General features: G+C 34.9%; 24 protein-coding genes. 22 read left to right on the top strand and 2 right to left on the bottom strand.

Annotated elements, in window-relative coordinates; translation table 11 throughout:
• Nucleotides 1-54: 54 nt before the first annotated feature.
• Nucleotides 55-1,752, bottom strand: a complete 1,698-nt coding sequence (locus HMPREF2597_RS10275) for an Rqc2 family fibronectin-binding protein (protein ID WP_002478317.1) — start codon at nucleotides 1,750-1,752, stop codon at nucleotides 55-57.
• 159 nt (nucleotides 1,753-1,911) lie between these two features.
• Between HMPREF2597_RS10275 and gmk the strand changes: the two genes are divergently transcribed.
• The 13 genes from gmk (at nucleotide 1,912) to HMPREF2597_RS10210 (ending at nucleotide 15,847) form a co-directional block, all read left to right on the top strand.
• Complete coding sequence (gene gmk, locus HMPREF2597_RS10270; protein ID WP_002459337.1) at nucleotides 1,912-2,535, top strand: guanylate kinase; 624 nt, start codon at nucleotides 1,912-1,914, stop codon at nucleotides 2,533-2,535.
• Nucleotides 2,535-2,747 carry a DNA-directed RNA polymerase subunit omega gene (gene rpoZ, locus HMPREF2597_RS10265; protein WP_002459336.1) on the top strand — a complete coding sequence of 71 codons (213 nt, stop codon included), beginning with the start codon at nucleotides 2,535-2,537 and terminating at the stop codon, nucleotides 2,745-2,747. The genes gmk and rpoZ overlap by 1 nt, the downstream gene beginning before the upstream one ends.
• Nucleotides 2,748-2,973: 226 nt before the next feature.
• Nucleotides 2,974-4,173 carry a bifunctional phosphopantothenoylcysteine decarboxylase/phosphopantothenate--cysteine ligase CoaBC gene (coaBC, locus tag HMPREF2597_RS10260; protein WP_002478315.1) on the top strand — a complete coding sequence of 400 codons (1,200 nt, stop codon included), beginning with the start codon at nucleotides 2,974-2,976 and terminating at the stop codon, nucleotides 4,171-4,173.
• Nucleotides 4,173-6,581 carry a primosomal protein N' gene (priA, locus tag HMPREF2597_RS10255; RefSeq protein ID WP_070817294.1) on the top strand — a complete coding sequence of 803 codons (2,409 nt, stop codon included), beginning with the start codon at nucleotides 4,173-4,175 and terminating at the stop codon, nucleotides 6,579-6,581. The genes coaBC and priA overlap by 1 nt, the downstream gene beginning before the upstream one ends.
• Nucleotides 6,582-6,931: 350 nt before the next feature.
• A complete protein-coding gene (locus HMPREF2597_RS10250) occupies nucleotides 6,932-7,420 on the top strand; it encodes a peptide deformylase (RefSeq protein WP_002478313.1) in 489 nt (162 codons plus the stop codon).
• On the top strand, nucleotides 7,413-8,345 hold the full coding sequence (fmt, locus tag HMPREF2597_RS10245) for a methionyl-tRNA formyltransferase (RefSeq protein WP_002478312.1): 933 nt from the start codon (nucleotides 7,413-7,415) through the stop codon (nucleotides 8,343-8,345). Before HMPREF2597_RS10250 ends, fmt begins: the two co-directional genes overlap by 8 nt.
• Nucleotides 8,342-9,649 (top strand): 16S rRNA (cytosine(967)-C(5))-methyltransferase RsmB, encoded by a 1,308-nt coding sequence (gene rsmB / locus HMPREF2597_RS10240; protein WP_002478311.1) that lies wholly within the window; start codon nucleotides 8,342-8,344, stop codon nucleotides 9,647-9,649. Before fmt ends, rsmB begins: the two co-directional genes overlap by 4 nt.
• A 2-nt stretch (nucleotides 9,650-9,651) precedes the next feature.
• Nucleotides 9,652-10,746, top strand: a complete 1,095-nt coding sequence (gene rlmN, locus HMPREF2597_RS10235) for a dual-specificity RNA methyltransferase RlmN (protein WP_012990871.1) — start codon at nucleotides 9,652-9,654, stop codon at nucleotides 10,744-10,746.
• Nucleotides 10,747-10,752: 6 nt separating this feature from the next.
• Complete coding sequence (locus HMPREF2597_RS10230) at nucleotides 10,753-11,496, top strand: Stp1/IreP family PP2C-type Ser/Thr phosphatase (protein WP_002478309.1); 744 nt, start codon at nucleotides 10,753-10,755, stop codon at nucleotides 11,494-11,496.
• Nucleotides 11,493-13,496 carry a Stk1 family PASTA domain-containing Ser/Thr kinase gene (gene pknB, locus HMPREF2597_RS10225; RefSeq protein WP_002478308.1) on the top strand — a complete coding sequence of 668 codons (2,004 nt, stop codon included), beginning with the start codon at nucleotides 11,493-11,495 and terminating at the stop codon, nucleotides 13,494-13,496. The genes HMPREF2597_RS10230 and pknB overlap by 4 nt, the downstream gene beginning before the upstream one ends.
• A 183-nt stretch (nucleotides 13,497-13,679) precedes the next feature.
• The gene (gene rsgA / locus HMPREF2597_RS10220; protein ID WP_012990870.1) at nucleotides 13,680-14,555 is read left to right on the top strand and encodes a ribosome small subunit-dependent GTPase A; all 876 of its coding nucleotides are present in this window, start codon (nucleotides 13,680-13,682) and stop codon (nucleotides 14,553-14,555) included.
• The gene (rpe, locus tag HMPREF2597_RS10215) at nucleotides 14,555-15,199 is read left to right on the top strand and encodes a ribulose-phosphate 3-epimerase (protein ID WP_002478306.1); all 645 of its coding nucleotides are present in this window, start codon (nucleotides 14,555-14,557) and stop codon (nucleotides 15,197-15,199) included. Before rsgA ends, rpe begins: the two co-directional genes overlap by 1 nt.
• Before the next feature lie 6 nt (nucleotides 15,200-15,205).
• The gene (locus tag HMPREF2597_RS10210; RefSeq protein ID WP_002478305.1) at nucleotides 15,206-15,847 is read left to right on the top strand and encodes a thiamine diphosphokinase; all 642 of its coding nucleotides are present in this window, start codon (nucleotides 15,206-15,208) and stop codon (nucleotides 15,845-15,847) included.
• 125 nt (nucleotides 15,848-15,972) lie between these two features.
• Here HMPREF2597_RS10210 and rpmB read toward each other — a convergent pair whose 3' ends face one another.
• Nucleotides 15,973-16,161, bottom strand: a complete 189-nt coding sequence (gene rpmB, locus HMPREF2597_RS10205) for a 50S ribosomal protein L28 (RefSeq protein ID WP_002459324.1) — start codon at nucleotides 16,159-16,161, stop codon at nucleotides 15,973-15,975.
• A gap of 388 nt (nucleotides 16,162-16,549) precedes the next feature.
• Here rpmB and HMPREF2597_RS10200 point away from each other — a divergent pair, with 388 nt between their 5' ends.
• From HMPREF2597_RS10200 to rnc, 9 genes are all read left to right on the top strand, one after another.
• Nucleotides 16,550-16,924 carry an Asp23/Gls24 family envelope stress response protein gene (locus tag HMPREF2597_RS10200; RefSeq protein WP_002459323.1) on the top strand — a complete coding sequence of 125 codons (375 nt, stop codon included), beginning with the start codon at nucleotides 16,550-16,552 and terminating at the stop codon, nucleotides 16,922-16,924.
• A gap of 13 nt (nucleotides 16,925-16,937) precedes the next feature.
• The gene (fakA, locus tag HMPREF2597_RS10195; protein ID WP_002478304.1) at nucleotides 16,938-18,593 is read left to right on the top strand and encodes a fatty acid kinase catalytic subunit FakA; all 1,656 of its coding nucleotides are present in this window, start codon (nucleotides 16,938-16,940) and stop codon (nucleotides 18,591-18,593) included.
• 276 nt (nucleotides 18,594-18,869) lie between these two features.
• Complete coding sequence (gene recG / locus HMPREF2597_RS10190) at nucleotides 18,870-20,915, top strand: ATP-dependent DNA helicase RecG (RefSeq protein ID WP_002478303.1); 2,046 nt, start codon at nucleotides 18,870-18,872, stop codon at nucleotides 20,913-20,915.
• 114 nt (nucleotides 20,916-21,029) lie between these two features.
• Nucleotides 21,030-21,599 (top strand): transcription factor FapR, encoded by a 570-nt coding sequence (fapR, locus tag HMPREF2597_RS10185; RefSeq protein WP_002459320.1) that lies wholly within the window; start codon nucleotides 21,030-21,032, stop codon nucleotides 21,597-21,599.
• Nucleotides 21,592-22,578, top strand: coding sequence for a phosphate acyltransferase PlsX (gene plsX / locus HMPREF2597_RS10180; protein WP_002478302.1), 987 nt, complete (start codon nucleotides 21,592-21,594; stop codon nucleotides 22,576-22,578). The genes fapR and plsX overlap by 8 nt, the downstream gene beginning before the upstream one ends.
• Nucleotides 22,571-23,497, top strand: coding sequence for an ACP S-malonyltransferase (gene fabD, locus HMPREF2597_RS10175; protein ID WP_002478301.1), 927 nt, complete (start codon nucleotides 22,571-22,573; stop codon nucleotides 23,495-23,497). Before plsX ends, fabD begins: the two co-directional genes overlap by 8 nt.
• Nucleotides 23,490-24,224 carry a 3-oxoacyl-[acyl-carrier-protein] reductase gene (gene fabG, locus HMPREF2597_RS10170; RefSeq protein ID WP_002459317.1) on the top strand — a complete coding sequence of 245 codons (735 nt, stop codon included), beginning with the start codon at nucleotides 23,490-23,492 and terminating at the stop codon, nucleotides 24,222-24,224. Before fabD ends, fabG begins: the two co-directional genes overlap by 8 nt.
• Before the next feature lie 182 nt (nucleotides 24,225-24,406).
• The gene (locus HMPREF2597_RS10165; protein ID WP_001830184.1) at nucleotides 24,407-24,640 is read left to right on the top strand and encodes an acyl carrier protein; all 234 of its coding nucleotides are present in this window, start codon (nucleotides 24,407-24,409) and stop codon (nucleotides 24,638-24,640) included.
• A gap of 142 nt (nucleotides 24,641-24,782) precedes the next feature.
• Nucleotides 24,783-25,490 carry a ribonuclease III gene (gene rnc / locus HMPREF2597_RS10160; RefSeq protein WP_207754609.1) on the top strand — a complete coding sequence of 236 codons (708 nt, stop codon included), beginning with the start codon at nucleotides 24,783-24,785 and terminating at the stop codon, nucleotides 25,488-25,490.
• Nucleotides 25,491-25,543: the final 53 nt, after the last annotated feature.

Here is a 25,543-nt window from a genome sequence, read left to right as displayed (position 1 = left end):
TATAGAACTCAGAGCCTAAAATATAATTATATTCCAGACTCGCAACTACTGATGTTAAGATTGTTTCATGCTTTGAATTTTATCGTAATCAGGCGTAGCATATAATGTTTTTTGATTGTCGTAAGTTACAAATCCAGGTTTAGCGCCTGAAGGTTTATGCACGTTTTTTATTTCTGTATAGTCTACAGGAATTTGGCCAGATAGTCCCGCCTTTGAAAAGTAACCCGCTAACATTGCCGCTTCTTTAATCGTCGTTTCACTTGGATGCGCATTTAAAATCACAACATGAGAACCTGGAATATCTTTTGTATGAAACCATAAATGTGATTTATGCGCTTTTTTATTAGTTAAGTAATCATTTTGTTTATTATTTTTGCCGACAAGAATAGTATCTCCATCCGTGGATAAATATGTTTGTAAACGTATGGCTGTCTGCTTTTTCTTATGGCGTTGTCTGCGTTGTTTCATAAAGCCTTGTTCAGCTAGTTCATCACGAATTTCATCAATTTCATCAACAGTAATATGTTGTAGCTGTTGCTCTATTGTTTCAAAATAAGCAATATTTTCTTTCGTTAGTTGAATTTGATGTTTTAACTCATGTTCGCGTGTCTTCATACGCTGATATTGCTTATAATAATATTGTGCATTTACAGAAGGGGATTTAGTTGGATTTAATGGTATTGTGACGTCGTTTCCTGTGTAATAATTGAGTGCAGTTACCGTTTTATCACCTTGTTTAATTCGATAAATATTTGCTGTAATAAGCTCTCCGAATAATCGTTGTGTTTCTTTATCTTTAGCTCCCTCATATTCTGAAATTAATTTAGATAACTTATGTTCATTTTTGTTTAATTGCTGTTGCACAAAACGCACTAAATCATTTGCACGTTGCTTTACTCTATCACGTTCACCTCTGGTATCAAAGTAACGATCTAATAATTCATGCAAAGATGCATATTCAGATACATCATCTGAAAATTGTAACAATGGCATAAAGTAAAAATCTTCTTTACCAGTTTCATGATTTTTATGGAAAATAGGCTGTGGTTGATTATATGTTTGTTGCATGACTTCATCATAGGCTAATGGTAACGTTTCGTTAGTCATAAATTGACGTCGCTGTACGATTTCATTACTAATTAATGGACTAAAACCTTCAAAGGTATTAAGTAATTGTTTGGCAATTTTTCCTGCATTAAAATCAATATATTTTAACGTTTGTTGTCCAGTAATCTCAAAAGGATTAAGCTTATGCTGAGTTGGTGGTGCTTCATATTTAAAGCCTGGCATAACAGTACGATATTGGTTTGTATTTGGTGTTAAATGTTTTAAGCCTTCTAGTATTTTTCCATCATGGTCTGTCAAGATAAGATTACTGTGTTTACCCATGATTTCTAAGATAATAGTGCGGTAGATGGTATCGCCAATTTCATCTTTACTTTCAACGTCAATTTCAACACGACGATCGTTGCCAATTTGGCGAATTGCTTTGATAATACCACCTTCTAAATGTTTACGGAATACCCTTGCAAACATTGGTGGATTAAATGGATTGTCATACTTTTTATATGTTAATTGTAATCTTGAAAAGCTAGAATGAATCGACATGAGTAATTGATGATTTTGTCGCTGTTGTCGAATTACTAATATGACGGTATCATTTTCAGGTTGATTCACTTTATGAATACGTCCGGACACTAAAAATTGTAATGCTTCTACCATTTTCTTTGTAAATAATCCATCAAATGCCATGATTTTTTGCCACCTTCATCTTAATTCATTCATCATATTTTAACATGATAGACGACTATCGTCATGAAAGAAGTTTAATTAAGATATGCTATACAATTTTAATGACAATGTGATATCATATTAAAATAATAGAAGAATAGCATAGAAAGGTCGTAGGGCATGGATAATGAAAAAGGATTACTCATAGTTCTTTCCGGACCATCGGGCGTAGGAAAAGGAACTGTACGTAAGCAAATATTTGATGATCCAACCACATCATATAAGTACTCTATATCTATGACAACACGTGATAAACGTGATGGAGAAATCGATGGCGTAGATTATTTTTTTAAGACGAAAGAAGAATTTGAAACATTAATACAACAAGATCAGTTTATCGAATATGCTGAATACGTTGGTAATTACTATGGCACACCTGTTCAATATGTCAAAGATACGATGGAAGCTGGACATGATGTTTTCTTAGAGATTGAAGTTGAAGGTGCTAAGCAAGTAAGGAAGAAATTCCCGGACGCACTTTTTATATTTTTAGCGCCACCAAGTTTAGAACATCTAAGAGAAAGATTAGTAGGTCGTGGTACAGAATCCGATGAAAAGATTCAAAAACGTGTAAGTGAGGCACGTAAAGAAGTAGAAATGATGAATTTGTATGATTACGTTGTAGTCAATGATAAAGTTAATTTGGCTAAACAGCGAATCCAGTCGATTGTTGAAGCAGAGCATTTGAAGAGAGAGCGTATTGAAGCAAAATATAGAAAAATGATATTGGAGGCCAAAAAATAATGTTAAACCCACCGTTAAATCAATTAACAGCTAAAATTAATTCTAAATATCTGATTGCCACTACGGCAGCTAAACGTGCACGAGAATTAGATGAAAAAGCGAATACGGCATTGCTTGCAAATTATCATTCAGCTAAACCTGTTGGCAAAGCGCTTGAAGAAATTGCAAGTGGTAAAATCGTACCAGAAATTCCTGCAGAATATCGCGGATAATCCTTTTAATTCATAATCATATTGATGTCATACAAATAGCACACCTTTAAATACAATGCAGTCAATGAGACTACAACTTAGGCATTGGTTAAAAGGTGTGTTTTATCTTTTTAGCACTAGTTAAGCTGACAATTATTGCTGTGTTATCTTTTTTTCATCTTACATACATTTGTGTATAATGAAGATAAATAAGGATGGCTAAGTAGACCAAAGAGGAGTTCAAACAATGAAGCATATATTATTAGCGGTTACAGGGGGCATTGCGGCATATAAAGCAATTGATTTAACAAGCAAATTAACACAAGCTGGCTATGAAGTAAAAGTCATGTTAACTGAACATGCACAACAATTTGTTACACCACTGGCGTTTCAAGCAATTAGTAGACATCATGTATATACAAACACGTTTATTGAAGCGCATCCTGAAGAGATTCAACATGTAGCATTAGGAGATTGGGCAGATGTTATTGTTGTGGCACCGGCAACAGCAAATACGATTGCTAAGTTAAGTGCTGGTATTGCAGATGATATGGTGACATCAACATTGCTGGCAACAAAGACGCCAAAATTTATCGCACCAGCGATGAATGTACATATGTATGAGAATCCACGCACGCTTCACAATATAAGCATTTTAGAAGACGATGGGTATCACTTTATTCAACCGGGTGATGGATTTTTAGCTTGTGGTTATGTTGCTAAAGGTCGTATGGAAGAACCACTGGAAATTTTAAACGTAATTAATCGTTATTTTGATCAGCAAGAACATTTACAACAAAGTACGTTTAAAGGTAAACACGCATTAGTAACAGCTGGTCCTACAGTTGAAGTTATAGATCCAGTGCGTTTTGTATCAAATCGGTCATCTGGCAAGATGGGTTATGCACTTGCACAAGCCTTAAAGCAACGCGGTGCAATAGTGACATTAGTCACTGGACCAACACAACTAGACGACCCACAAGGCATTGAAGTTGTGCATATTCAAAGTGCTGAAGAAATGTTTGAAGAAGTGACAGCACGTTATCAGACCCAGGATATTGTATTCAAGGCAGCAGCAGTATCAGACTATACGCCTAAAGAGGTTCAACCCCATAAGGTGAAGAAGCAAGATGGTGAGTTATCCGTTGTCTTTAAACGCACCCCGGATATTTTAAAATATTTAGGTGAGCATAAAGCACATCAATATTTAGTGGGATTTGCTGCTGAAACGCAAGATATCGAGCGTTATGCACAAGAAAAATTAACACGTAAAAATGCAGATGTAATTATTTCTAATAATGTTGGTGATACATCGATTGGTTTTAGTTCGGATGATAACGAGTTAACAATGCATTTTAAAAATCATTTACAAATTGATATAAGTAAAGGGAAAAAAATAGACGTAGCCCAACGAATTTTAGATGAATTAGAAACTAGGTGGCATTAATGATAGCAAAGGTTATTGTTGATATACCGTCAAAGAGTGTTGATTTCACATTTGACTATGTCATACCCAAACGATTAGCTGCATTTGTTCAAGTAGGTGTTAGAGTTGTTGTGCCATTTGGACCAAGAACAGTGCAAGGGTATGTTATGGATATACAATCACATCCAGATCAAGATATCGATGAAACTAAGCTTAAGGAAATCAAAGAAGTACAAGATATTCAACCAGAATTAACTTCGGAATTAATACAATTAAGTGCATGGATGAGTAATTATCATGTTACCAAAAGAATTTCGGTGCTTGAAGCAATGTTGCCAAGTGCCATAAAAGCGAAATATCAAAAAGCATTTGAACTTGTGAAAGAACAAGAAGTTGCTGAAAGTTTACGCGTAAAATTTAATAAAGAAGGTCATTACTTATATAAGGATGCACAAAAAAACAATGATTTAGCTGAATTGGTGCAGTTGTTGAATAATGGTGACATACGAGAGGTTACATTATTATCACAAAAATTAAAGAAAAAAACACAGCGTGCGGTAAAAATTATCCAAGGATACCATCCAGACGAAGTATTAGCGAAGTTGGAAAAATATATAAAACAATATGATTTGTATGCATATTTATTAGATGAGCAGCAACATATTGTCTTTTTAAAAGAAATCAACGATATGGGATTTTCAAATTCGAGTCTCGATGCACTAATTAAAAAGGGATACGTTGAAAAATATGATGCAGAAATTGATAGAGATCCATTTGCAGATCGCGTGTTTGAACAAGAAGTTAAACAAAAACTCACTATAGAACAGCAACATGCGTTTGACACTGTGAAAACAACGCTCGATGGCGACGAAGCCCGTACCTTTTTATTACATGGCGTCACTGGTTCAGGAAAAACCGAAATCTACTTACAAACTATTGAAGCAGTTTTAAATAAAGGTAAACAAGCTATGATGCTCGTGCCAGAGATTGCCTTAACGCCGCAAATGGTGTTACGTTTTAAACGACGTTTTGGTAATGATGTAGCTGTCTTACATTCAGGTTTATCGACAGGAGAAAAGTATGATGAATGGCAAAAAATTCGAGATGGACGTGCTCGAGTAAGTGTGGGTGCACGCTCAAGTATTTTTGCCCCTTTTAAAGAACTCGGATTAATTATCATCGATGAAGAACATGAATCTACCTATAAACAAGAAGACTATCCACGGTATCATGCACGTGAGATCGCTCAATGGAGAAGTCAATACCATAACTGTCCAATTATTTTAGGCAGTGCAACACCATGTTTGGAATCATTTGCACGTGCTGAAAAAGGGGTTTACACGTTGCTTTCATTACCACATAGAGTCAATCAGCAAGCGCTTCCTAATATTGATATTATCGATATGCGAGAAGAATTGTCACGTGGCAATCGTTCTATGTTTTCAAATGATTTGAGAGATGCAATGAATGCACGATTAAAGAAAAAAGAGCAAATTGTGTTGTTTTTAAATCGCAGAGGATACGCTTCATTTATGTTGTGTAGAGATTGTGGTCATGTACCTCAGTGTCCTAATTGTGATATTTCATTAACCTATCATAAAACCACTGACCAGTTGAAATGCCATTATTGTGGTTATGAAGAAACGCCTTCTAATCAATGTCCTAATTGTGAAAGCGAACACATTAGACAAATGGGAACAGGTACTCAGAGAGTTGAAGAACTGTTGCAGCAAGAATTTCCGGATGCACGTATCATACGAATGGATGTTGATACGACATCACGTAAAGGTGCACACGAAAAACTGCTAAGCGATTTTGAACAAGGAAAAGGCGACATTTTATTAGGTACGCAGATGATTGCCAAAGGCTTAGACTATCCTAACATTACTTTAGTTGGTGTTTTAAATGCTGATACTATGCTTAATTTACCTGATTTTAGAGCGAGTGAACGAACATATCAAATATTAACACAAGTTGCAGGCCGTGCTGGTCGCCATGAAAAAGAAGGTCAAGTTATCATTCAAACCTATAATCCAGAGCATTATGCAATTCAAGATGTTAAACAAAATAATTATTTAACATTTTATCAACGAGAAATGACTTATCGAAAATTAGGAAAATACCCACCATATTATTTTTTAATTAACTTCACTATTTCACATAAAGAGATGAAAAAAGTAATGGAGGCTTCTAAGCATATTCATCATATTTTATTGCAACATCTCACCTCAAAATCATATGTGTTAGGCCCTTCTCCAGCAGCATTATCTCGAATAAATAATGAATATCGTTTTCAAATTTTAGTTAAATACAAACGAGAACCAGAACTATTAACAGCTTTACAATATTTAGATGACTACTATCATGAACAATATATAAAAGATAAACTCTCATTGAAAATAGATATCGATCCACAAGTCATGATGTAATGACATTTTAAGAATATTAAATTATAAAACAGAAGTAACCTGACAGTCTGTGACATCATTGATGTTTTAAGTTATGAACTAAATATTGACAGTAGTTGATTGGATTGAAAATACACTTATATCAAGCTTTTTTCAATCCTAGTCAACTTTTCCAGGGCGGGACTACGAATTCATAATGAATTCTGTCCTGCTCGCTTGTTTTAAGTGGAACAATAATCAACGCATTTAAGAAATAATTCATTTCAGGTTAAAGACATATGTTAAAATGGATGGTGTTATTTGAACAGCGGTCGCAATTTCTTGTTAGATAAGTTATAATGATATGATGAATTTTAAAGAGGAGTCTATACATGACAGTTAAACCATTAATCAAATCGACGCATCCTTTATTAAAAAGGAAAGCACAAAGAGTGACTGAGTTTGATAAATCATTAACACAACTATTGTTAGATATTGAAGACACGTTATATCAACAAGAAGCTTCAGCTTTATGCGCTTCTCAAATAGGGATAGATAAGCAAGTGGCTATCGTTGATATGGAAATGGAAGGTTTATTACAACTTATCAATCCTACTATTATAAAAGTTTCTGACGAACAGGTCATTGATCTTGAAGGCTCTATTAGTTTACCCGGCATTTATGGTGAAGTAGCACGTAGTCAGATGATTGTGGTTCAAAGTTATGATGTACAGGGAAATACTCTAGAATTAACGGCTTATGATGATGTGGCACGCATGATGCAACATATTATTGACCAAATGAATGGCATAGCATTTACAAATAAAGCACAAAAAATTTTAACTGACAAAGAAGTGGAGGCGTATTTTGATAATGAGTAAAGTCATATTTATGGGCACACCAGATTTTTCAACGACAATATTAGAAATGTTAATCAAGGAACATGAAGTGATTGCCATTGTTACTCAGCCTGATCGTCCAGTAGGTAGAAAACGTGTACTGACACCACCACCTGTAAAAAAACTGGCGCTCGAACATGATATTGCAGTTTATCAACCAGAAAAGCTAAAAGGTTCTGAAGAGTTGGAAGCATTATTACAGTTGGATAGTGATTTAATTGTCACTGCAGCTTTTGGTCAGTTATTGCCAGAAGTATTACTCGAAAAACCTAAATATGGTGCAATCAATGTTCATGCCTCCTTATTACCTAAATATCGAGGAGGCGCACCAATCCATCAAGCCATTATTGATGGTGAAACAGAAACGGGTATAACCATTATGTACATGGTGAAAAAGCTTGATGCTGGTAATATCATTGCGCAACAAGCTATTGGTATTACTGAAGATGATAACGTTGGTACTATGCATGATAAATTAAGCATTTTAGGTGCAGATTTATTACAAAAAACATTGCCGGACATTTTAGAAGGAAAGAATCAGAGTATTCCTCAAGATGATTCTAAGGCAACATTTGCTTCAAATATTAGTCGAGCCGACGAACGTGTTGATTGGCAGCGCAACGCTCAAGAGATTCATAACCATATTAGAGGACTTGCACCATGGCCGGTTGCATATACTACAATGGATGATAAAAATATGAAAATTTTTGCTGCACATATCATTAAAAATAAAGCTGGGGAACCAGGAACAATCATTGCAACAACAAAGCAAGCAATCATTGTTGGTACGCAATCAGATGATGCTATTGCAATAACGGATATGCAGTTGGCTGGTAAAAAACGTATGCCCGTTTCAAATTACTTAAGTGGTGTTCAAACCTCTTTAGTTGGGAAGAAATTAATATGACACAATCTGTAAGACGCCATGCACTAGATAGTATCCATGCGATATTGAATGAAGGGGCTTATAGTAACTTAGAAATCAATGATGTGCTTAGCTCTCAAGACTTGTCAGCTGTTGATAAAGGGTTATACACTGAACTTGTATACGGAACAATTAAACGAAAATTCACACTAGACTATTACTTGAGACCTTTTGTACAAACGAAAATTAAAGGCTGGGTGCGACAATTACTATGGATGAGCATCTATCAATATGTTTATTTAGATAAAGTACCTAATCATGCGATTATCAATGAAGCTGTTGAAATAGCTAAACATAGAGGTGGGCCACACAACGGTAATATTGTTAATGCTATTTTACGTCAGATAATGCGTAGTGATTTACCTAATGTGGATGATATAACTGATGAAAAGAAGCGAATGTCAATTGCATATAGCTTGCCTAAATGGATTGTTGATCATTGGGTAACTCATTATGGCCTAGCTCAAACGCATCGTATAGGCCAAGCATTGCTCACACCCACAGAGACGACTGTTAGGGCTAATATTGTTAAAGCGTCAATAAATGATATTATTGATGCATTAGAACAAGACGGGTACACGGTTACAAAGGATTCTGATATATTAAGTTGCTTGCATATACAAGGACGCCCCGTTATTGAGGCACGTGCATTTAAAGAAGGTTTAATATCCATACAAGATAAAAGTTCTATGTTTGTAGCACAATTGGCAAATTTACAAGCACATGATAAAGTGTTAGATGCTTGTAGTGCGCCTGGTGGTAAAGCATGTCACATGGCAGAAATTTTAGCTCCAACAGGGAGCGTCGATGCTACAGATATCCATGCACATAAAATTAATTTAATAAAATATAATATCAAAAAATTAGGCTTAAACAACGTACATGCATTTCAACATGATGCAACTCAACCATATACAGAGATGTATGATAAAATCTTGGTGGATGCACCATGTAGTGGTTTAGGAGTGCTGAGACATAAGCCAGAAATTAAATATACGCAATCCAAAGAAGGCACACAAGCACTAGTAGACTTGCAATTAAACATTTTAAATAATGTAAGACATCATTTAAAACCTGGTGGGACAATTATTTATTCAACTTGTACTATTGAACAATTAGAAAATGAAAATGTAATTTATAGTTTTTTAAAGGAAAATAAAGATTTCGAATTTGAGCCAATGATACACCCACAAACAGGTGAGCAAATCAAAACCCTTCAAATTTTGCCACAAGATTTTAATTCAGATGGCTTCTTTATCACGAAGATAAAAAGAAAGGAAAGTTAAGCATGATAACCACTCAAAAAAAGAAGAAGAATAAGTTTTTACCTGATTTTGATAAGCAATCGATTTATTCGTTGCGTTTTGATGAAATGCAACAATGGCTAGTTGAGCAGGGGCAACAAAAATTTAGAGCGAAACAAATCTATGAATGGTTATATCAAAAGCGGGTTAATTCTTTTGAAGAAATGACTAACTTATCCAAAGATTTGCGTAAACTACTGGCAGATCATTTTGTTATGACGACATTAACGACAGTGGTTAAACAAGAAAGTAAAGATGGCACTATTAAATTTCTATTTGAACTGCAAGATGGTTATACAATAGAAACCGTATTAATGCGTCATGATTATGGCAACTCTGTATGCGTAACAACACAAGTGGGCTGCCGCATTGGGTGTACATTCTGTGCGTCTACTTTAGGTGGCTTAAAACGTAATTTAGAGGCTGGAGAAATAGTGTCACAAGTACTTACGGTACAAAAAGCGCTCGATGCAACAGAGGAACGAGTATCACAAATTGTAATTATGGGCATTGGTGAACCATTCGAAAACTACGATGAAATGATGGACTTTTTACGAATAGTTAATGATGATAATAGTCTAAACATTGGTGCACGTCACATTACGGTATCTACCTCTGGAATTGTGCCGCGCATTTATGACTTTGCAGATGAAGGAATTCAAATTAACTTTGCTGTAAGCTTGCATGCTGCGAAAGATGATGTACGCTCTAAATTAATGCCAATCAATCGCGCTTATAATGTTGATAAATTAATGGAAGCCATTCGTTATTATCAACAAAAAACAAACCGACGTATTACATTTGAGTACGGCTTATTTGGTGGCGTCAATGATCAACTTGAACATGCACGAGAATTAGCACATCTAATTAAAAATCTAAACTGTCATGTTAATTTAATCCCAGTCAATCATGTTCCAGAGCGAAATTATGTAAAAACATCAAAAGATGATATCTTTAAGTTTGAAAAAGAATTAAAAAGATTGGGTGTAAATGCTACAATAAGACGAGAACAAGGTTCAGATATTGATGCTGCATGTGGTCAATTAAGAGCAAAGGAACGACAAGTAGAAACGAGGTAAGAGACAATGCTAAACGCACAATTTTTCACTAATACAGGTCAACATAGAGATAAAAATGAAGATGCTGGTGGTATATTTTTAAATAAAACGCATCAGCAATTGTTAGTATTATGTGATGGTATGGGTGGTCACCAAGCGGGTGAAATAGCGAGTCAGTTTGTAACAAATGAACTTCAATCGCGTTTTGAACAAGAAAATTTGATTGAAGAGTCTCAAGCTGAAACGTGGTTGCGTACAACATTAAAACAAATTAATCTCGAATTATATTATTATGCACAAGAAGACCCAGGATATAGAGGCATGGGGACGACATGTGTCTGTGCCTTGATTTTTGAGAAAAAAGTCGTTATTGCTAACATTGGAGATTCAAGAGCATATGTCGTCAATTCAAGAGAGATAGAACAGCTTACACAGGATCATTCATTTGTTAATCATCTAGTGATGACAGGTCAAATTACTGAAGAAGAAGCATTTCATCATCCGCAAAAAAATATTATTACACGTGTAATGGGAACAGATAAACATGTGACACCTGATATTTATTTTAAGCGAATCAATTACTATAATTATTTATTATTATGCTCTGATGGATTGACAGATTATATAAGAAATGACGTAATCAAGGATGCGCTTTTAGAAGAGTTAACTATAGAACAGTTAGGAAATAAGCTCATACAATTAGCACTTGATTATCAATCTAGAGACAACATAAGTGTAATTCTTGCAGCTATAGAAGGTGACAAAGTATGATCGGAAAAATAATTAGTGATCGTTATAAAGTGATTGATAAGCTTGGTGGCGGCGGAATGAGTATGGTTTACTTGGCTGAAGATATGATTCTTGAACGTCAAGTAGCGATTAAGGCAATTTCTATTCCACCAAACGAAAAGGAAGAAACTCTTCGCCGTTTCGAGCGTGAAGTGAATAACTCGACGCAACTTTTCAGTGAAAATATCGTCAATGTTTATGATGTTGATGAAGAAGACGATTGTTTCTATTTAATTATGGAATATATTGATGGACCAACGTTATCTGAATATATACATACACACGGGCCACTTAACATTGATACTGCAATTCAGTTCACGCAACAAATATTGAATGGAATTCAGGAAGCGCATCATAAAAGAATTGTTCATCGTGATATTAAACCCCAAAATATTTTAATCGATAAAAATAAAACACTAAAAATATTTGATTTTGGGATTGCAAAAGCGCTAAGTGAGACATCATTAACTCAAACAAATCACGTATTAGGTACCGTGCAATATTTATCACCAGAACAAGCAAAAGGTGAGCCAACAGATGAATCAACCGATATATATTCGATTGGCATCGTATTGTATGAAATGTTAGTTGGTGAGCCACCTTTTAATGGAGAAACGGCAGTTAGTATTGCAATTAAACATATCCAAGATGCAATTCCGAACGTTACAGATATTAGACAAGATGTACCTCAAGCACTTAGCAATGTTATCTTAAAAGCGACGGAAAAAGATGTAAGCGATCGTTATATTAATATACAAGCTATGATGGATGATTTGAGTAGTGCACTTATCGATAGCCGTGCAAATGAGGATAAATATCAACACGAAGAAGAAACTGTAAAAACATTGGCTATCGATAAAAATGATATTAAAAGTAAAATGAAAGAATCTGACAATAAAGGTAAAATTGCGCAAACAATGCAAATACCTATTGTAAATCAACGACAATTTCAATCAGCAGAGGAGCATGTTTTTGTTCCTCAAAAGAAAAAATCGTCAAAAGGGAAAAAGTTTTTAATTGCTTTAATCATAATATTATTAATTGCTAGTTTAGCTGGTTTTATCGCATGGGGTGTCTTTGGAGATAAATATGAAGAAACACCAGATTTAAGTGGTAAAACGGAAAAAGAAGCAGAACAATTACTCAAAGAGAAACATTTGAAGTTAGGCAATATATCTAGAAGTTATAGTGATAAGTATGCGGAAAATCAAATCATTAACTCTAAGCCAGAAGCAGGTTCACGTATCAATCAAGGTGATGCAGTAGATATTGTGTTATCAAAAGGTCCTGAAAAGGTCACAATGCCTTATGTTGTTGGAATGACAAAGGCAAAAGCCCAAGAAAAATTAAAGTCATTAGGTTTGAATCATATCTCTATCAAAAAAGATTACAGTCGCACAGTGGCTAAAGGATTGATAGCAAAACAAAATCTACCAGCTGACAGCAAGGTTAGGCTTAATGACCATCATATTGAACTAATTGAATCACTAGGTGTTAGACAAGTATTTGTTAAAGATTATGAGGGCAAAGCCTATTCAACTGCGAAAAAAGAATTAGAAGAAGATGGTTTAAAAGTTAAAGTAACTACAGAAGCAAGTGATAGTGTCAAAAAAGGAAACGTCATTTCACAATCACCAAAAGATAAAGAAGTAGATGAAGGTTCGACGATTCAATTGAAAGTTTCAAAAGGCGAAGATACAGATTCAGACGAGGATAAAAATGATGAAGATGGTGATTCAGATGATGTTAAAACCCATTCTGAAACAGTAGATATTCCATACTCTGGAAAAGATGATGAAAGCCAAACAGTAGATATTTACATTCGTGATGAGGACCATAAAGCGTCAGAAGTTGCACGAAGTTTTAAAATTAAAGATGATAAAAGCACTACGATTTCTTTGAAAATAAAAAAAGGAACAACGGCAGGCTATACAGTGCGTGTTGATAATAAAATTGTATTGGATAAAGATGTGGATTATTAATATCATTAAGTGTTGAGTCACCATTATATGATTACCGGATAAACAAAGATAATGTTAACTTTGTTTATCCGTTTTTTTAATGTCTAGACAACAAAATATTATATAATAAGTGAATTACAGATATATTAATATGATGCATTTTGATATAATAACCTCGTATCATAAAAATTGAGAGGTGTCAGTTTGAAAACAGGACGCATCGTTAAATTAATAAGTGGCGTGTATCAAGTAGATGTCAATGGTGATCGGTTTAATACTAAGCCACGCGGATTATTTAGAAAAAATAAGTTTTCACCAGTAGTTGGAGATATTGTAGATTTTGAAGTACAAAATAACACGGAAGGTTATATTCAGCATGTTCGAGAGCGTAAAAATGCTTTAAAACGTCCGCCAGTTAGCAATATTGATGGTTTAGTTATCGTGATGAGTGCCGTAGAACCGCAATTTTCAACACAATTGTTAGACCGTTTTATCGTTATTGCACATTCTTATCAACTTCATCCATCTATTTTAGTAACAAAAAGAGATTTAGCAAATTCTCAACAAATTAAAGATATTGAAGAAGTATTAAACATATATAAACAAATAGGTTATATGACTCAATTTGTTGGTATAGATGATGATAAAGCAACAATGATGCAACAATGGCCATCAGGATTAATCGTATTGAGTGGTCAGTCTGGCGTTGGAAAAACGACGTTTATCAATCACTATCGTCCCGATTTACAATTAACCACAAATCATATCTCAAAATCTTTAAATCGCGGTAAACATACAACACGACATGTTGAATTATTTGATCGTAATCAAGGATATATTGCCGATACACCAGGATTTAGTGCTTTAGATTTTAATCATATTGAGAAAGATGAAATCAAACATTATTTTGTAGAATTTAATCAGTATGGTGAACATTGTAAGTTTAGAAATTGTAATCACATTAATGAACCCCAATGCCAAGTAAAAGCTGCACTATCAGAAGGCAAGATTGCACAATTTAGATATGATCATTATTTACAACTTTATAATGAAATTGCAGACAGAAAGGTAAGATACTAGTGAAAAAATTATATCCATCGTTATTATCAGCTGATTTCAGCCAATTAAATCAAGAACTTCACAAACTAGAACAAGCAGGCGTTGATGGTCTTCACTTTGACGTGATGGATGGTCAATTTGTGCCTAACATATCGGTTGGGTTTCCAGTATTAGAGGCTGTGAGACGTGAGACTACTTTACCAATTGACGTACATCTGATGATTGCGCAACCTGAACGTTATATAGAACAATTTGCTCAAGCTGGGGCCGATTTTATTTCTGTTCATGTTGAAGCAACGCCACATATTCATCGTGCACTTGAACTCATCAAGTTACAAAATATTAAAGCAGGCGTTGTAATTAACCCAGGTACACCAGTAGAACTGATAAAGCCGGTGTTAAGTATTGTTGACTATGTCTTAGTGATGACAGTAAACCCGGGATTTGGTGGACAACATTTCATTCAAAGTTGTGTTGCAAAAGTTCAACAATTGGCAGAACTTAAAGCAATCAATTCCTATGATTTTGATATTGAAGTCGATGGTGGCATTAATGATCAAACAATTAAACTGTGTGCTGAAGCTGGTGCATCAATGTTTGTCGCTGGTTCTTACTTCTTTAAACATCATGACTATGCAGTTGTAACTCAAGATTTGAAAGGTTGAGACGTCATGAAAATCAATTTGCTTTGTGCGGATAGACATTTACCTATAGGTGTATTAGAACAGTATCGTAATGAAGCGTGGGCAGGTATTGACCGTGGTGCGCTTATATTGGTCGAACATGGAATAAACCCAGTTTATTCGGTTGGAGATTTTGATTCAGTTAGCGAGCATGAGCGACAACAATTAATTGAAAAATTAGATATTCATCCTGTTAAAGCAGAGAAAGATGATACGGATTTAGCTTTGGGAGTGGAGCAAGCTGTAGCACATGGTTATACGGATATTTTTATCTATGGCGCTACGGGTGGACGTTTAGATCATTTTATGGGAGCACTTCAGATATTACTTAAAAAACATTATCGTCGCCACGGAATTGCTATTAAAATGGTTGATGCCCAAAATGTCATTCAATTGTTGGAAATGGGACGACACAAAATAGCTAAAGATGAACATTTCCCTTATATTTCATTTATACCTGTCAACGGTGAAGTCGTACTTTCATTAGAAGGTTTTAAATACAATTTAGAACGACGACAATTAGAAATTGGTTCGACTTTAACAATTTCAAATGAAATTAATCATCCATATGCATGGATCGACATACATCAAGGACAAGTATTGCAAATAAGGAGTCGCGATAATGATTAACATAAGAGTAAACATAAAAGGAGCACATCGACTTAAAACGATGTGCTCCTTTATGACTAGATAATCAAACTAGTGAATTAACATGGTCACCACATATGATCATGTTAATGTGTGCATTATATTTATTAAACTCTAGTAACTTTACCAGATTTTAAAGCACGTGCAGAAACCCAAACTTTTTTAGGTTTTCCGTCTACAAGGATTCTAACTTTTTGAAGGTTAGCGTTCCATCTGCGTTTGTTCGCATTTAAAGCGTGTGAACGATGATTACCTGTTGATGCTTTACGACCAGTTACGTAACATTGTTTACCCATCAAAGTACCTCCTTTAATAAATATAAATACACTTAGATACTTATATACTTGAATAAGATACCATAATCACACTATATAAGCAAGAAAATTTCGTTTGATTTTCATTATTATCTATCGTTTACAAATTTTTGTGATATAATTGTTAGCTGTGGAGTTATATAGTATGATACTTTTAAAGATAAGTTAAAGTATAGTGAATGTGAGGACATAGCTAAAGCAAATAGCAAAGTTCCAAAATGAATAAGTAAATAAGATGAATCGGTCAGAGTTTGTCGACCAAGTTAAATTCAAGTTGAAAGAGATGTAATGGCTTGTCATAAGACAATGTTTAGCCATCATCTCAGCATGCGTCATTTTATATTTAACCAATAATCAGGAGGACTTTAAGATGACATTAGAAATTTCAAACGAATATGGCAAAATTGATATTTCAAATGAAGTAATAGCATCTGTGGTCGGTAGTAAAGCCGTAGAAAGTTATGGAATTGTAGGCATGGCTTCCAGACAGCAAGTGCGCGATGGAATTGCTGAAATATTAGGTCATGAAAATTACGCTAAAGGCATTGTAGTTCATGAAAACAATGGTATTTTAGATGTTGATATGTATATCATTGTTAGCTATGGTGTGAAAATTTCTGAAGTAGCTAATAATGTTCAATCTACAGTGAAATATACATTAGAGCAAGCACTTAATGTAAAGGTAAATTCAATTAATATATTTGTACAAGGTGTACGAGTGAATACTAAGGGCAAGAAGGTTTAGGAGGACAATCATAATGATTAGCGAAATAAATGGTAAATTATTTGCCGATATGATTATACAAGGGGCACAAAATTTATCTAATAATGCAGATTTGGTAGATTCATTAAACGTTTATCCTGTACCCGATGGTGATACAGGCACAAATATGAATCTGACGATAACGTCTGGAAGAGAAGAAGTTGAAAATAATCTTTCTCAAAATATTGGAGAATTGGGCAAAACGTTTTCTAAAGGTTTATTGATGGGTGCACGAGGAAACTCAGGCGTTATTTTGTCTCAATTATTCAGAGGTTTTTGTAAAAATATCGAAGATGCTAAAGTCATAGATGCACAACAATTTGCAGCTAGTTTTCAAGCGGGGGTAGATACAGCTTATAAAGCAGTGATGAAGCCGGTTGAAGGGACAATTTTAACTGTAGCTAAAGATGCTGCTAAGGGTGCTGTAGCAAAAGCGGAAGAGACTAGTGATATTATTGAAATTATGACACATACAATTGAAGAAGCTAAAAAATCATTGGATAACACTCCTAATTTATTAGCAGTACTAAAAGAGGTTGGTGTTGTTGACAGCGGTGGCAAAGGTTTACTATGTGTTTATGAAGGCTTTTTAAAAGGACTTAAAGGTGAGCAAGTTGAAGCTCAAGCACCTAAATTAGATACAGAAACATTTGTCAATGAGGAACATGATTTCCATGGTGTAATTAATACAGAAGATATTATTTATGGTTACTGCACAGAAATGATGGTGCGCTTTGGCAAAGACAAAAAGCCGTTCGATGAACAAGAATTTAGAAGTGATATGAGTAAATTCGGCGATTCGTTACTTGTCATTAACGATGATGAAATTGTAAAAGTTCATGTACATACCGAAACGCCAGGTGACGTTTTTAACTATGGACAACAGTATGGTGAGTTAATCAAGCTAAAAGTAGAGAACATGCGTGAGCAACATCGAGAAGTAATTCGCAAAGAAGCTAGTGGGAATCAAAAGAAACAAGATAAGCACGAAACAGTTGAAACAGCAATTATTACTATTTCTATGGGTGAAGGCATTTCAGAATTATTTAAATCGATGGGTGCAACACACATTATTAGCGGTGGACAAACGATGAATCCATCAACAGAAGATATTGTTAAAGTAATCGAACAGTCACAATGTAAACGTGCTATTATTTTGCCAAATAATAAAAATATTCTAATGGCTAGTGAACAAGCAGCAAGTATCGTTGATGCTGAGGCAATCGTAATTCCAACCAAATCCATTCCTCAAGGCATCGCAGCTTTATTCCAATATGATGAAGGCTCGTCATTAGAAGATAATAAGGCGCACATGGAAACGGCACTTGAAACTATTCAGTCTGGTTCTTTAACGTTTGCAGTTCGAGACACTAAAATTGATGGTGTTGAAATTAAAAAAGATGAATTTATGGGCTTAGCAGAAGATAAGATTGTGATTAGTGATGCCGATGAATTTGCTGCATTACAAGGCTTATTAAAGCAATTGCTAACAGATGATAGCGAAATTTTAACGGTTATAACTGGGAAAGATGCAACACAAGCCGTAACAGATGAACTTTCGGAATGGCTTGAGGAAAGTTATCCAGACTTAGAGGTTGAACTCCATGATGGTGGTCAACCAATATACAACTATTTATTATCAGTTGAGTAGTCTGTAACCATCTGTTCTCAATTGCAGATATGTGAAGATAATTTATTAGTGAACGGTTGACAATTTAAATGATATATAGTGAGATTTGTATTATTTGTACGATGTGTATCCATAAGTCAACTCATATGATGAGAGTGTTACAGAATTTTTATCTGTGCGCTCTCTTTCTATTTTAAAATATAAGATGGTAACATAAGTGTAGTGAATAATATGAAAAATAAACGAATCAAATATAAATAAAGCTTGTCATAATTTAGATATAATAAGGTGATTGATATGACTAAGGTAAATTTAATAGAGAGCCCGTATCCATTGTCTCATATAAAAGGACTAGGCCCTAAACGTATAGCAATATTAAATGAACTAAATATATATTCAGTTGGTGACTTAGTGTTGTATTTACCTACACGCTATGAAGACAATACAGTAGTTGATTTATCGACGGCTGAAGATCAAACGATGGTAACAGTTGAGGGTGAAGTTTATTCAATGCCAACCGTTGCATTTTTTGGACGTAATAAATCAAAATTAACGATACATTTAATGATTAACAATATTGCTGTTAAATGTGTGTTTTTCAATCAACCTTATTTAAAAAATAAAATCGCCTTAAATCAACGAGTTACGGTTAAAGGGAAATGGAATCGTGCTAAGCAAGAAATAAATGGTAACCGTATGTTCTTTAATCAGTCTAGCAGTAAACAGGACGAACTCGAACCCATTTATCGTATTAAAGATGGGATTAAACAAAAAAATATGCGGGATATGATACGCGAAGCGCTTCGTGATGTGAAAATTCATGAATGGCTTTCTGAGGATCTAAAAGCAAAATATAAGCTAGAATCTCTCGAATCAACAATCAAAATTTTACACCACCCAAAAGATAAGGCTGCGTTATTGCGTGCAAGACGTACATATGCCTTTACGGAATTGTTCATGTTTGAGTTGCGCATGCAGTGGTTGAACCGATTAGAAAAGGCCGCAGATAATGCAATAGAAATTAATTATGATTTAAGGCAAGTTAAAGACTTTATAGATGTGTTGCCTTTTGATTTAACAGATGCACAAAAACAAAGTGTGAATGAAATATTTAGAGATTTAAAAGCACCTATTCGAATGCATCGTTTATTGCAAGGTGATGTAGGATCAGGAAAGACAGTAGTTGCTGCGATTTGTATGTATGCCTTAAAAACAGCTGGATATCAGTCTGCACTTATGGTGCCAACGGAAATTTTAGCTGAGCAACATGCAGAAAGCTTAGTTAAACTTTTTGGTGAACGTATGAATGTTGCACTGTTAACTGGTTCGGTTAAAGGTAAGAAACGTCAGCTGTTATTAGAGCAATTAGCACAAGGTACGATTGACTGTGTAATTGGTACACACGCTCTGATTCAAGAAGATGTTCAGTTTAATAACATAGGATTAGTAATCACTGATGAACAACACCGTTTTGGTGTTAATCAACGACAATTACTGAGAGAAAAAGGTGCAATGACTAATGTCTTATTTATGACTGCAACACCTATTCCAAGAACACTAGCTATATCTGTTTTTGGAGAGATGGACGTATCCTCTATTAAACAGTTGCCTAAAGGACGAAAGCCTATTAAAACAAGCTGGGCGAAACACGAGCAATACGAACAAGTATTACATCAAATGACTTCAGAGTTACAAAAAGGTCGCCAAGCTTATGTGATTTGTCCGTTGATTGAGAGTTCTGAACATCTCGAAGATGTGCAAAATGTTGTCGCTATTTATGAATCGCTGCAGCACTATTATGGAGCTGAACGTGTCGGACTATTACACGGGAAATTATCAACAGAAGATAAAGACGACGTAATGAATCAATTTAGTTGTCATCAAATAGATATATTAGTATCAACAACCGTCGTTGAAGTAGGCGTAAATGTCCCAAATGCGACATTTATGATGATTTATGATGCTGATCGTTTTGGATTGTCGACATTACATCAATTGCGTGGTCGTGTGGGTCGTAGTGAACATCAAAGTTATTGCGTATTAATCGCTTCCCCAAAGACTGAAACTGGTATTGAACGCATGACGATAATGACACAGACGAATGATGGATTTGAGCTAAGTGAACGAGATTTAGAAATGCGAGGTCCAGGTGACTTCTTCGGTGTCAAACAAAGTGGTCTACCTGACTTCATGGTTGCCAATGTAGTTGAAGACTATCGCATGCTAGAAGTTGCCCGAGATGAAGCATCTGAATTAATACAATCTGGTGAATTTTTTACAGCAACATATCATCATTTACGCAGCTTTATAGAAGATCATTTGTTGCATACAAGTTTTGACTAATGACATATGCAAATTTTAAGCTCAACTTAGGTTATTTGTTGAGCTTTTTAAATATAAAATGTTATGATATGTGAAGATGTTTAAGACTTGGTACTAAATAAAAGGGGGGATGGCATGAAATTGAAAAAAAATGAACGACGCATCGCCATTCAACAAGCGATTGAGCATAACCCTTTTATCACTGATCATGAACTTTGTGAGCAATTCAGCGTCAGTATACAGACGATACGACTAGATCGTACACATCTCAAAATTCCAGAGTTGCGCAAGCGAATCAAATTGGTTGCTGAACAAAATTATCAACATTTAGAATCACTAGAAGCAAATGAAATATTTGGTGATATCATTAAGATGAATCCCAATATCGAGGCAGAATCGATCATTCATATTGCCTCAGATTCTGTCTTTTCAAAGAATAATATCGCACGAGGACATATTTTATTTGCACAAGCGAATTCATTATGTGTTGCTTTAATTCATAAACCGACTGTATTAACATCTGAAAGTAATGTAACGTTTGTCGAGAAAGTGAAATTAAATGATACAGTAAGAGCACGCGCTAAAGTGGTAAAGCATAGTGAAAACTATTATCATATTGATGTTACATCATATGTTAAAGAAATATTAGTTTTTAAAGGTCATTTTAAAATGTTCTATATAAGCGAGGATGAATATAATGGTTAAAATTGCAATTGATATGATGGGTGGCGACGATGCACCTGGTATTGTTTTAGAAGCAGTTGATCAAGCAATTAAAGATTTCAAAGATTTAGAAATCATTCTATTTGGGGATAAGCAACAATATACACTCAATCATGAACGTATAGAATTTAGGCATTGTACGGAAAAAATTGAAATGGAAGATGAGCCTGTAAGAGCAATTAAACGAAAAAAAGATAGCTCTATGGTCCGCATGGCTGAAGCAGTGAAAAATGGCGAAGCAGATGGTTGTGTTTCTGCTGGTAATACAGGTGCTTTAATGTCAGCGGGATTATTTATTGTTGGACGTATTAAAGGTGTTGCAAGACCAGCACTTGTTGTTACTTTGCCAACAATAAATGGTAAAGGATTTGTGTTCTTGGATGTAGGCGCGAATGCTGATGCTAAGCCAGAACATTTATTGCAATATGCACAATTAGGTAATATTTATGCACAAAAAATACGCGGTATTGCTGAACCTAAAGTATCATTATTGAATATTGGTACAGAAGCAGCTAAAGGCAATACCCTAACGAAAAAATCTTATACATTATTACAAGATGATGGTAGTTTTAATTTTACTGGTAATATTGAGGCTAAGACGTTGATGGATGGCACGACAGATGTTGTTGTTACCGATGGTTATACCGGAAACATGGTATTAAAAAATATTGAAGGTACAGCAAAGTCAATTGGCAAGATGTTAAAAGAAACATTATTAAGTAGCTTTAAAAATAAATTAGCTGCTTTAGTGTTAAAGAAAGATTTAGCTCATTTTGCTAAAAAAATGGATTATGCCGAATACGGTGGTTCAGTGCTATTAGGCCTTGATGGTACGGTAGTCAAAGCACATGGAGGATCAAATGCTAGAGCATTTTACTCTGCAATTAGACAAGCAAAAATTGCAGGGGAACAACATATTGTGCAAACAATGCGAGAAACGGTAGGTGCAAACGATGAGTAAAACAGCAATAATTTTTCCAGGTCAAGGTGCGCAAAAAGTTGGTATGGCTGAAGATTTATATCAACATAATGAAGCTGCAACGAAGATACTTAATCAATCCCAAGAAGTGATGGATTTTGATTTATTCGAAACCATGTTTACAGACCAAGAACAAAAATTAAGTCAAACAGAATATACGCAACCCGCGCTTGTTACGCATAGTATTGCATTACTGCATGCATTAGAACATATTGATGCAGATTATACGTTAGGACATAGCCTAGGCGAATATGCTAGTTTAGTGGCAGCCGGCGTACTTGACTTTGAGGATGCTGTAAAAATTGTGCGCAAACGTGGTCTATTAATGGCTCAAGCTTTTCCTAATGGTGTAGGTAGCATGGCAGCTGTCTTGGGGTTAGGCTATGAAGAGGTAAACCACATATGCCAAACCTTATCTACACAAGATGAAATCATCGAACCAGCAAACATTAATTGTCCAGGACAAATTGTAGTATCTGGCCATAAAACTTTAATAGATAAGCTTGTAGAAGAAGGAAAAGCTTTAGGAGCAAAACGCGTAATGCCTTTAGCTGTTTCTGGACCATTTCATTCTTCAATGATGCAGGTCATTGAAGATGCATTTTCTACATATATTGATCGATTTGAATGGCAGAATGCCAAATTCCCAGTAGTACAAAATGTGAATGCACTGGGTGAGACAGATGCACAAGTGATTAAAGAAAATATGGTTAAGCAATTATATTCACCAGTACAATTTATTCAATCTATTGAATGGTTGCTTGCACAAGGTGTCGATCATTTTATTGAAATAGGACCAGGAAAAGTACTATCAGGGTTAATCAAAAAAATTAACCGAGATGTTAAATTAACGTCAATTCAAACTATAGAAGATGTGAAAGGATGGAATCAAAATGGCTAAAAGTGCATTAGTTACAGGTGCTTCTCGCGGAATTGGACGAAGCATTGCATTACAATTAGCAAGTGAAGGTTACAATGTTGCAGTAAATTATGCTGGCAATAAAGAAAAAGCAGAGGAAGTCGTATCCGAAATAAAAGAACTTGGTGTGGATGCTTTTGCGATACAAGCAAATGTAGCAAATGGTGATGAAGTAAAAGCGATGATAAAAGAAGTTGTAGCACAATTTGGCGCGATTGATGTGCTTGTTAATAATGCTGGTATTACAAGAGATAATTTATTAATGCGTATGAAAGAACAAGAATGGGATGATGTGATTGATACCAACTTAAAAGGTACATTCAATTGTATTCAAAAAGTGACGCCACAAATGTTGCGTCAACGCAGTGGTGCAATTATCAATTTATCTAGTGTTGTTGGAGCAGTAGGAAATCCAGGACAAGCGAATTATGTTGCTACTAAAGCAGGTGTGATCGGCTTGACTAAATCTGCTGCACGTGAGCTTGCTTCACGAGGTATTACTGTTAATGCAGTAGCCCCAGGATTTATTGTGTCAGATATGACCGACGCACTTAACGATGATCTTAAAGAACAAATGCTACAACAAATACCATTAGCTAGATTTGGTCAAGATACTGATATCGCTAATACTGTCGCCTTTTTAGCATCAGATAAAGCTAAATATATTACAGGTCAAACCATTCATGTTAACGGCGGCATGTATATGTAAAGTATATATCGCATGTTCATTTAAAATATTTACGTCATGCTAAGTAGAATAACCAGATTTAACTATGTCTAAAATTCAAGCAGCATTTTAAAATTACCATAAAACTTTAGCTTGTATTTTGGCTTTTAAAATGGGAAAATGTAATAGTCTATGAATGGACTTTTTAAAGGAGGTGAATCGACGTGGAAAACTTCGACAAAGTAAAGGATATCATCGTTGACCGTTTAGGTGTAGATGCTGATAAAGTAACAGAAGACGCATCTTTTAAAGATGATTTAGGCGCTGACTCACTTGATATCGCTGAATTAGTAATGGAATTAGAAGACGAATTTGGTACTGAAATTCCAGATGAAGAAGCAGAAAAAATCAACACTGTTGGTGATGCTGTTAAATATATTAACAGTCTTGAAAAATAATAAAATGACATCTGGGTCGTCGAGGAGATGGCTCAGATTTTTTCTTTAGTTTTTAATTTAATTCACTTAAAATAGGGAGTGAAGTGTTTTATTATACACTGAATTAGGAGGTATCTGTGTGGCTAACGTAAAAAAAGATGAGATGATTAAAGATTTCAGACAACGGTTTGAACAAAAGATGAATGAATTAGGTATCCATTTTGATAATATAAAATTGTACCAACAAGCGTTTTCTCACTCTAGCTTTATTAATGATTTTAATATGAATCGTTTGGAGCATAATGAACGATTAGAATTTTTAGGAGATGCGGTATTAGAAGTGACGGTTTCACGTTATTTATTTGATAAACATCCGAACTTACCGGAAGGCAATTTGACAAAAATGCGTGCAACAATTGTATGTGAGCCCTCACTTGTAATATTTGCTAATAAAATTCAATTAAACCAATTAATATTATTAGGTAAAGGAGAAGAAAAAACGGGTGGTCGCACACGCCCTTCACTTATTTCTGATGCCTTTGAAGCATTTGTCGGTGCACTTTATTTGGATCAAGGATTAGGAGCTGTGTGGCATTTTGCTGAAAAAGTAATTTTCCCTTATGTAGAAGATGATGAACTTATTGGAGTTGTAGATTTTAAAACGCAGTTCCAGGAATTTGTTCATAGTCAAAATAAAGGGGATGTGATGTATCGTCTTGTTAAAGAAGAAGGGCCAGCACATCACCGTTTGTTTACATCTGAAGTGATATTAGAACAACAAGCGATAGCACATGGTCAAGGAAAGACTAAAAAAGAATCAGAACAAAAAGCAGCTGAACGCGCATATCATATTATGCGACAACATAAATAATGGCATTTCGACAATGTTTAAAATAAGCTGTTAACAAGCTTTATGTTTATAAC

The organism is Staphylococcus sp. HMSC063A07 (genome assembly GCF_001836955.1).
Taxonomy (GTDB): domain Bacteria; phylum Bacillota; class Bacilli; order Staphylococcales; family Staphylococcaceae; genus Staphylococcus; species Staphylococcus lugdunensis.
This window is presented reverse-complemented; position numbering and strand designations above follow the sequence as displayed.